Source organism: Marinovum sp. 2_MG-2023 (assembly GCF_030548265.1).
Lineage (GTDB): Bacteria > Pseudomonadota > Alphaproteobacteria > Rhodobacterales > Rhodobacteraceae > Marinovum.
Genome location: NZ_JAUOSD010000016.1, coordinates 111186 through 119272, shown reverse-complemented (window position 1 = coordinate 119272; position 8087 = coordinate 111186). Strand labels below are relative to the sequence as shown.

Here is an 8087-nt window from a genome sequence, read left to right as displayed (position 1 = left end):
ACCAAGTTCGAGGCAGAAGCCTATATTCTGACCAAAGACGAAGGTGGCCGTCACACGCCGTTCTTTGCCAACTACCGCCCGCAGTTCTACTTCCGCACCACCGATGTGACCGGAACCGTGAACCTGCCGGAAGGCACAGAAATGGTCATGCCCGGCGACAACCTGAAGTTCGAAGTTGAACTGATCGCGCCGATCGCCATGGAAGAAAGCCTGCGCTTCGCCATCCGCGAAGGCGGCCGCACCGTGGGCTCCGGCGTTGTGTCCAAAATCATCGAGTAAGCGCCATCCGCTGGCAAACGACAGAAAGGGCGTCCTAGTGGCGCCCTTTTTTAGTAGTTTCTATGTCTTCTGTCTGTTGGAGACAAAGTTTTCTGAGCGAGGATCACAATGCAAGCACCGTCGTTAAGAAAAATTAAGTCTATGAGTGATTCTGAGTTGGAGGCGGCTTATGACGAGCATGCCAACGGCACGGTAATAGGTACCGGATTTCTCATGGAGGAGATTAGGGATCGTCGTCTGACTAAGTTGACACGACGGACATACCTCATCGCGATTTTTGCTGCGTTCACGACATTTTTGAGCTTTTGTGTTTCAGTTATAATGTTGGTCCAAGCGGTGACCTAAGATGGTGGTACGTCCACAATAGAAGGTTTGAAATTCGGGGGTCACTTCGGTTCCGTGGTTTTGGCGAAACCGTCACTTGCCTCTTGTCTCCAATCCTTCAACGCCGTATACGCGCGCAACGGCCATCGTGCCGTCAAAGGCGGGGTGATTCCCCGCCTTTTAGGTTCGAAGAAGGTTGCCGATGGTCGTCAGTCTTCCTCTCAACCGAAACGCCAATGAAGGCTCATGACCAATGCAAAGCCAAAACATTCGCATTCGGCTCAAGGCGTTTGACTATCGTGTACTGGACGCCAGCACACAAGAGATCGTCAATACTGCCAAGCGGACCGGCGCCAACGTGCGCGGACCTATCCCGCTGCCGAACAAGATCGAGAAATTCACCGTTCTGCGTGGCCCCCACGTGAACAAGAAGTCGCGCGACCAGTTCGAAATCCGGACTCATAAGCGCCTTCTCGACATCGTTGATCCGACCCCCCAGACCGTGGACGCGCTGATGAAGCTCGACCTGGCCGCTGGTGTGGACGTCGAAATCAAATTGCAAGCGTAAGGAGGGCATGAACATGATGCGCTCTGGTATCATTGCAAAAAAAGTCGGGATGACCCGCGTCTTCATGGAAGACGGCAAACAGATCCCCGTGACCGTCCTGCAATTGGACAGTCTTCAGGTTGTGGCAACACGCACCGCGGAAGAGCACGGCTATAGCGCCGTTCAGCTTGGCGCCGGTACAGCCAAAACCAGCCGTACATCGCAAGCGATGCGCGGTCACTTCGCCAAGGCCAATGTTGCGCCCAAGCGCAAAGTGGCAGAGTTCCGGGTGTCCGAAGACAACCTGATCGAAGTGGGTGCGGAAATTGCCGCCACACACTTCCTCGAAGGCCAAAAGGTCGACGTGTCCGGCACATCCATCGGTAAAGGTTTCGCCGGTGCCATGAAGCGGCACAACTTCGGCGGCCTGCGCGCCACGCACGGTGTTTCGATCTCGCACCGTTCGCATGGTTCGACCGGTCAGTGTCAGGATCCGGGCAAGGTTTTCAAAGGCAAGAAAATGGCCGGTCACATGGGCGCTGTCCGTGTTACCACCCAGAACCTTGAAGTTGTGAAAACCGATGCCGATCGTGGCTTGATCATGATCAAAGGCGCTGTTCCCGGCTCCAAAGGTGGTTGGGTCACAGTCAAAGACGCGGTCAAGAAAAAGCTGCCCGATGGCGTGCCGTTCCCGGCGGGTCTGAAGGTTGCCGAAGCAGCAGCCGCTGCCGAAGCACCGGCGGTCGAAGCACCTGCCGAAGGGGGTGAAGCATGAAACTTGATGTGATCAATCTCGACGGCGGCGTTGCCGGTTCGGTCGATCTGGATGATGCGCTGTTCGGTCTCGAGCCGCGCGCCGACATCCTGCACCGTGTGGTCCGTTGGCAGCGTAACAACGCACAGGCCGGCACCCACAAGGTGAAGACCCGTTCGGAAACCAGCTATTCGACCAAGAAGATCTATCGCCAAAAGGGCACCGGCGGCGCACGCCACGGTGACCGTAACGCGCCGATCTTCCGCAAGGGTGGTATCTACAAAGGTCCAACCCCGCGGTCGCATGGCCACGATCTGCCGAAAAAGGTCCGCAAGCTGGGCCTGATGCACGCGCTGTCGGCGAAAGCCAAAGCCGGGCAACTGGTTGTGATCGAAAACGCCGCGTCCGAAGGCAAAACCAGCGCATTGGCCAAACAGGTCCGTGAACTGGGCTGGAAGCGCGCGCTGATCATCGACGGTGCCGAGGTCAATGCCGGTTTCGCACAAGCTGCGGCCAACATTGAAGGTCTCGACATCCTGCCATCGATGGGTGCAAACGTGTATGACATCCTCAAGCGTGACACCCTGGTGCTCACCAAAGCGGCTGTCGAAGCTCTGGAGGCTCGTTTGAAATGAGTGCGAAAGCAGAACATTACGACGTGATCCGCAAGCCGATCATCACCGAGAAAACCACAATGGCGTCCGAAAACGGTGCCGTGGTATTCGAAGTGGCGATCGACGCCGCCAAACCCCAGATCAAAGAGGCTGTTGAAGCTCTGTTTGGTGTGAAGGTCAAAGCGGTGAATACATCGATCACCAAAGGCAAAGTCAAACGCTTCAAAGGCCAACTGGGCAAGCGTAAAGACGTGAAAAAAGCCTATGTGATGCTCGAAGAGGGCAACACAATCGACGTGACAACCGGTCTGTAAGCGCCTGTTGCCCACGTTGGGATTTTGGACCCCGGCTACGAAAGTAGCCGGGGTCTTTTCGTTTCTTGCAGTGCCGGATACACGTCCCTCAATTGAAGGGGGCGGTGAATGGCGTCCCGGCAAACTTCCAGTGGTCGAGCCACTTGACCCCACCCCCTTCATCCCCTATCAGACCCCATCCGCACCGCCCCAGATTCGTCTGGGGCGTCTGCGTTATTGCCGCAAGGCAATTCGAACCGGGCACCTACGGGGGCCTATAACTTGGGCACCTACGGGGGCCTTCAAACATAGCGGGGCACGAAACGCCCTGCATTGCTAAACGGAAGACAGAAAGCATGGCACTCAAGTCGTATAAGCCGACGACGCCGGGCCAGCGCGGGCTGGTGCTGATCGACCGTTCGGAGCTGTACAAAGGACGCCCCGTCAAAGCCCTCACCGAGGGTTTGACGAAGTCGGGCGGCCGGAACAACACCGGACGTATTACATCGCGCCGCCGTGGTGGTGGGGCGAAACGTCTCTACCGGATCGTGGACTTCAAACGCAACAAACTCGACGTCGAAGCCGTCGTGATGCGGATTGAATATGACCCGAACCGGACCGCATTCATTGCATTGGTGCAATACCTTGATGGCGATCAGACCTATATTCTGGCGCCGCAGCGTTTGGCCATTGGTGACAAGATTGTCGCAGCCCAAAAGGCCGACATCAAGCCGGGCAACGCGATGCCGTTCTCGGGCATGCCAATCGGTACAATCGTTCACAACATCGAGCTGAAGCCAGGCAAAGGCGGCCAGATCGCACGCGCCGCGGGCACCTATGCCCAGTTTGTTGGTCGTGATGGTGGCTACGCTCAGATCCGTCTGTCTTCGGGCGAACTGCGTCTGGTCCGTCAGGAATGCATGGCCACCGTTGGTGCCGTGTCGAACCCCGACAACTCGAACCAGAACTACGGTAAAGCCGGCCGCATGCGTCACAAGGGCATCCGCCCAAGTGTTCGTGGTGTCGTGATGAACCCGATCGACCACCCCCATGGTGGTGGTGAAGGCCGGACCTCGGGTGGTCGTCACCCGGTCACGCCTTGGGGCAAACCGACCAAAGGTGCGCGCACCCGTAATAAGAACAAGGCGTCGCAGAAGCTTATCCTGCGCTCGCGTCACGCCAAGAAGAAGGGTCGCTAATATATGTCGCGCTCTGTTTGGAAAGGCCCCTTTGTCGATGCTTATGTGCTGAAAAAAGCCGAAGCGTCGCGCGAATCCGGGCGTAACGAAGTTATCAAAATCTGGTCGCGCCGCTCGACGATCCTGCCCCAATTCGTGGGTCTGACGTTTGGCGTGTACAACGGCCAGAAACATATCCCTGTCAACGTCAGCGAAGACATGATTGGTCAGAAGTTCGGTGAATATTCGCCGACCCGCACCTATTATGGCCATGCCGCCGACAAAAAAGCGAAGCGGAAATAAGTCATGGGCAAGGAAAAGAACCCCCGCCGCGTGGCAGACAACGAAGCAATGGCAAAACTGCGCATGCTCCGGACGTCCCCGCAGAAACTGAACCTCGTCGCTGGTCTGATCCGCGGCAAGAAGGTTGAAAAAGCGCTGACCGATCTGGCGTTCTCGAAGAAGCGGATTGCTCTGGATGTACGCAAGTGCCTGCAGTCGGCAATTGCCAACGCCGAGAACAACCACGGTCTTGACGTGGATGAGCTGATCGTGGCCGAAGCCTATGTTGGCAAGAACCTGATCATGAAACGCGGTCGTCCGCGCGCCCGTGGCCGGTTCGGCAAGATTCACAAGCCGTTCTCGGAAATCACCATCAAGGTGCGTCAGATCGAGGAGCAAGCCTAATGGGTAACAAAACCAATCCGATCGGTATGCGCCTTCAGGTCAACCGCACCTGGGACAGCCGCTGGTACGCCGATACCAAGGATTATGGCGATCTTCTGATGGAAGACATCGCAATCCGCGACTTCATTCATGAAGAGTGCAAGCAGGCGGGTATTTCCCGCGTGATCATCGAACGTCCGCACAAGAAGTGCCGCGTCACGGTGCACACTGCGCGTCCTGGCGTGATTATTGGCAAGAAAGGCGCAGACATCGAAACCCTGCGCAAGAAAATCGCCAACATGACCTCCAGCGAATTGCACCTCAACATCGTTGAAGTGCGCAAGCCCGAGCTGGATGCCCGCCTGGTTGGCGAAAGCATCGCACAACAGCTTGAGCGTCGTGTGTCCTTCCGTCGCGCCATGAAGCGCGCGGTGCAGAACGCCATGCGCATGGGTGCCTTGGGTATCCGGGTTAACGTCGCGGGCCGCCTTGGCGGTGCCGAGATCGCCCGCACCGAATGGTACCGCGAAGGTCGCGTGCCGCTTCACACTCTGCGTGCCGATATCGATCATGCACATGTCGAAGCGACCACCGCTTATGGCATCATCGGGATCAAGGTCTGGATCTTCAAAGGCGAGATCATGGAACACGACCCCCAAGCGCGTGACCGCAAGGCACAGGAACTCCAGGACGGTCCGGCCCCACGTGGTGCCGGTGGCCGTCGCTAAGGGAGCGTAACCAATGCTACAACCCAAACGCACTAAATTCCGCAAGATGTTCAAGGGCCGGATTTCCGGCGAGGCAAAAGGCGGTAGCGATCTGAACTTTGGCACCTATGGCCTCAAGGCGCTTCAGCCTGAGCGTGTGACTGCACGCCAGATCGAAGCGGCTCGTCGTGCCATGACACGTCACATGAAACGTCAGGGCCGTGTCTGGATCCGCATTTTCCCGGACACTCCCGTAACCTCCAAACCCACCGAAGTTCGGATGGGTAAAGGTAAAGGTTCGGTGGATTTCTGGGCGGCCAAGGTCAAACCCGGCCGTGTGATGTTCGAACTGGACGGCGTGACCGAAGCCGTGGCGAAAGAGGCCCTGCGTCTTGCCGCGATGAAGTTGCCGATCAAAACCCGGATTGTGGTCCGCGAGGACTGGTAATTCCTGGGGTGAAAGCCCCGCCTGAGAAAAATGAAACCCCTGCCGAGCGATCGGTGGGGGTTTTTGTTGTTCGGCCCTTTGCGAATTCCCGCCATGATGTTGGCTTGGCGCGGCTTGGTTTGGTCGCCAAAGAAGTGACCTGGGTGTGCTGCAGACGGAAGGCATCGGCAGGCAGGGATGAGTTCACCCTGCGGATTGCGTTGCCCGGTCTATTGTCGCCTTGATTGCGGAAATGCGAGCGAATTGGGATCGCCCCTTGCGGGCTATTGTCCACAGATCGTGAAACCGTCTTTCGTGAAGGGCATAAATTGTCAGAGCTTCCGGTTGTGGAAATGCATCCACTCCGGATTTGGGTAAGATCGTATATCCTATGCCCTTGGCCACCGGGATCGGGATCTGGCCAATTTGGTTTACAAAGGTTCGGATCTTTAGGTGCTCTGCGCCTTGGTATTCATCTGGAAAGTTTTTTTGCAGCAATTCATTGGCATAGGCAAAACCATCCGGGTGGGCAACAAAGCCAAGGGCGTTCAGGCGCTGTATGGTGAGACCATCGGTCGCGAAACCTGCGGGCAGGACCAGACATAATTCTTCTTTGGTGAGCAAGGATGTTTCAAGTCGGGGGTGATCCATCCGTTCCGTGACGATGCCCAAATCAAGATCGCCGTCGAGAACCCCGTTCACGATACCGGCCTGCGGTGTTGCATTCAAATGGATGACAAGGTCCGGGGCCTGTTGCATACGCTCCAGCAGATGAGGATAGAGCCACAGCGCGAAGCTACCCGAGCACCCGATACGGACGGTGCCAACATCTGGCTCGTCCACCTGAACGATCTCTTTCAGGGCCTGCTCTTGTGCGCGTCTGGCCTTGCCAACAGCAAAAACAGCTTCCCCCGCGGGCGAGAGGGTAAAGGTTTTGCCGTCTCTGACAATCAGCGGCTTCCCAATCTGGTCTTCCAGCTTGCGCAAATGTTGCGATACGCCGGGTTGCGTCATGCCCAGCCGGTCAGCCGTTCGTGTAAAATGTCCGACCTCGCATAGGGTCGTAAAGGTTTCCAGCCATGTGGCGTTGAGCATGAATCATTCCATGACGTTATCAATATCATGAGTGATCATAATTTCTGGTTTGGCGCTGGTCCAGTTAAACCGGTGACAATAACCGGAAAAGGATTACGTTATGCAACCGACACCACGCACATTTTCACACATTGGGCTATCTGTTCCAGATCTGGACAAAGCCATCAAATTCTACGGTGATGTCCTTGGGTTCTATGTCATCATGGAACCAACAGAGATTATCGAAGACGGCAGCGACATTGGGCAGATGTGTAGCGATGTGTTTGGTGCGGGGTGGGGGCGTATCAGGATCGCGCATCTTGCGACCGCCGACCGCGTCGGGTTCGAATTGTTTGAATTCGAAGGACACCATGCGCCGGAGGAAAACCTTAAGTTTCGCCAGCATGGGACGTTCCATTTCGCGATCCAGGACCCCAATCTTGAAGACCTTCTTGCGAAAATTGTTGCGGCTGGTGGGAAACAACGCATGCCCGTACGCGAATACTTTCCCGACGAGAAACCCTATCGGATGGTCTATGTCGAAGATCCGTTCGGCATCGTGTTCGAGCTATACAGCCATAGCTACGAGCTGACGTATTCGGCGGGGGCGTATTCCTGAATGAAAATGCCGATTGGGGTCTGTGTCGGCAATCGTATCAAGTCGTCAGCGACCAAGCGGTGCGCTTCACTTCGGGTGCAAACACGGGCCAAATTGGATATGCGGCCAAACCGGATATGGGGCCCAATGTCTCAACCATCCTCAGTCGAACTTCCGTGACGGGGCCAGCACCTTGGCTTCACCGATCAACACCTTTTTGCCGTCGACGGCACAATGACACTCCAGCGTCACCCGGCGTTTGGCGTGGTCGATCCCGATCACCTTGACCTCGGCATAGACCACGTCGTCGGGGCGCACGGGGGCGAGAAACTTTAGGGTTTGGCCCATATAGACCGTGCCATGGCCCGGTAATTGTTCGCCGATCACCGCTGAAATCAGCCCGGCGGTCAACATGCCGTGGGCAATGCGCCCCTCAAAGATCGTGTCCTGGGCATAGTCGTCGTCCAAATGCACCGGATTGCGGTCTGTCGACACCTCGGCGAACAATTCGATGTCGCGGTCCGTCACCTGTTTGCGCAGGTGACGGGTCATCCCCATTTCAATGTCTTCGATACAGATCGTGCCGCGGGGCATATTGTCCAGCATTGGGGGCTCCATTTTGTCGC

At 56.6% G+C, this 8087-nt stretch carries 12 protein-coding genes and 1 pseudogene; 11 read left to right on the top strand and 2 right to left on the bottom strand.

Annotated elements, in window-relative coordinates:
* The 10 genes and pseudogenes from tuf to rplP form a co-directional block, all read left to right on the top strand.
* Positions 1–279, top strand: a pseudogene (tuf, locus tag Q4577_RS17260) (elongation factor Tu); the annotation flags it as partial.
* Between the two features lie 577 nt (positions 280–856).
* Positions 857–1171, top strand: a complete 315-nt coding sequence (rpsJ, locus tag Q4577_RS17255) for a 30S ribosomal protein S10 (RefSeq protein ID WP_048532940.1) — start codon at positions 857–859, stop codon at positions 1169–1171.
* A gap of 16 nt (positions 1172–1187) precedes the next feature.
* Entirely contained in the window at positions 1188–1925 is a 738-nt protein-coding gene (gene rplC, locus Q4577_RS17250; protein WP_244688926.1) for a 50S ribosomal protein L3, read from the top strand.
* On the top strand, positions 1922–2539 hold the full coding sequence (gene rplD / locus Q4577_RS17245; protein ID WP_244688503.1) for a 50S ribosomal protein L4: 618 nt from the start codon (positions 1922–1924) through the stop codon (positions 2537–2539). The genes rplC and rplD overlap by 4 nt, the downstream gene beginning before the upstream one ends.
* The gene (locus Q4577_RS17240; RefSeq protein WP_244688505.1) at positions 2536–2832 is read left to right on the top strand and encodes a 50S ribosomal protein L23; all 297 of its coding nucleotides are present in this window, start codon (positions 2536–2538) and stop codon (positions 2830–2832) included. Before rplD ends, Q4577_RS17240 begins: the two co-directional genes overlap by 4 nt.
* Positions 2833–3167: 335 nt before the next feature.
* A complete protein-coding gene (gene rplB / locus Q4577_RS17235; protein WP_244688507.1) occupies positions 3168–4010 on the top strand; it encodes a 50S ribosomal protein L2 in 843 nt (280 codons plus the stop codon).
* 3 nt (positions 4011–4013) lie between these two features.
* On the top strand, positions 4014–4292 hold the full coding sequence (gene rpsS, locus Q4577_RS17230; protein WP_048532936.1) for a 30S ribosomal protein S19: 279 nt from the start codon (positions 4014–4016) through the stop codon (positions 4290–4292).
* A gap of 3 nt (positions 4293–4295) precedes the next feature.
* A complete protein-coding gene (gene rplV / locus Q4577_RS17225) occupies positions 4296–4676 on the top strand; it encodes a 50S ribosomal protein L22 (RefSeq protein WP_244688510.1) in 381 nt (126 codons plus the stop codon).
* A complete protein-coding gene (gene rpsC / locus Q4577_RS17220; RefSeq protein ID WP_244688512.1) occupies positions 4676–5383 on the top strand; it encodes a 30S ribosomal protein S3 in 708 nt (235 codons plus the stop codon). The genes rplV and rpsC overlap by 1 nt, the downstream gene beginning before the upstream one ends.
* A 13-nt stretch (positions 5384–5396) precedes the next feature.
* Entirely contained in the window at positions 5397–5810 is a 414-nt protein-coding gene (gene rplP / locus Q4577_RS17215) for a 50S ribosomal protein L16 (RefSeq protein WP_244688514.1), read from the top strand.
* A gap of 183 nt (positions 5811–5993) precedes the next feature.
* Here the strand turns inward: rplP and Q4577_RS17210 are convergent, their stop codons facing one another.
* The gene (locus tag Q4577_RS17210) at positions 5994–6884 is read right to left on the bottom strand and encodes a LysR family transcriptional regulator (RefSeq protein ID WP_303471025.1); all 891 of its coding nucleotides are present in this window, start codon (positions 6882–6884) and stop codon (positions 5994–5996) included.
* A 100-nt stretch (positions 6885–6984) separates the two neighbouring features.
* Here Q4577_RS17210 and Q4577_RS17205 point away from each other — a divergent pair, with 100 nt between their 5' ends.
* Entirely contained in the window at positions 6985–7482 is a 498-nt protein-coding gene (locus tag Q4577_RS17205; RefSeq protein ID WP_303471023.1) for a lactoylglutathione lyase family protein, read from the top strand.
* A 141-nt stretch (positions 7483–7623) separates the two neighbouring features.
* On the opposite strand, the gene Q4577_RS17200 is transcribed toward Q4577_RS17205, so the two are convergent.
* Positions 7624–8067, bottom strand: a complete 444-nt coding sequence (locus tag Q4577_RS17200; protein ID WP_244688522.1) for a MaoC family dehydratase — start codon at positions 8065–8067, stop codon at positions 7624–7626.
* Positions 8068–8087: the final 20 nt, after the last annotated feature.

Coding starts and splice junctions, on each gene's coding strand:
- rplB (WP_244688507.1), top strand. CDS start 3,168: ATGGCACTCAAGTCGTATAAGCCGACGACGCCGGGCCAGCGCGGGCTG.
- Q4577_RS17210 (WP_303471025.1), bottom strand. CDS start 6,884: ATGCTCAACGCCACATGGCTGGAAACCTTTACGACCCTATGCGAGGTC.
- Q4577_RS17205 (WP_303471023.1), top strand. CDS start 6,985: ATGCAACCGACACCACGCACATTTTCACACATTGGGCTATCTGTTCCA.
- rplV (WP_244688510.1), top strand. CDS start 4,296: ATGGGCAAGGAAAAGAACCCCCGCCGCGTGGCAGACAACGAAGCAATG.
- rpsJ (WP_048532940.1), top strand. CDS start 857: ATGCAAAGCCAAAACATTCGCATTCGGCTCAAGGCGTTTGACTATCGT.
- rpsS (WP_048532936.1), top strand. CDS start 4,014: ATGTCGCGCTCTGTTTGGAAAGGCCCCTTTGTCGATGCTTATGTGCTG.
- rpsC (WP_244688512.1), top strand. CDS start 4,676: ATGGGTAACAAAACCAATCCGATCGGTATGCGCCTTCAGGTCAACCGC.
- rplP (WP_244688514.1), top strand. CDS start 5,397: ATGCTACAACCCAAACGCACTAAATTCCGCAAGATGTTCAAGGGCCGG.
- rplD (WP_244688503.1), top strand. CDS start 1,922: ATGAAACTTGATGTGATCAATCTCGACGGCGGCGTTGCCGGTTCGGTC.
- Q4577_RS17200 (WP_244688522.1), bottom strand. CDS start 8,067: ATGCTGGACAATATGCCCCGCGGCACGATCTGTATCGAAGACATTGAA.
- rplC (WP_244688926.1), top strand. CDS start 1,188: ATGCGCTCTGGTATCATTGCAAAAAAAGTCGGGATGACCCGCGTCTTC.
- Q4577_RS17240 (WP_244688505.1), top strand. CDS start 2,536: ATGAGTGCGAAAGCAGAACATTACGACGTGATCCGCAAGCCGATCATC.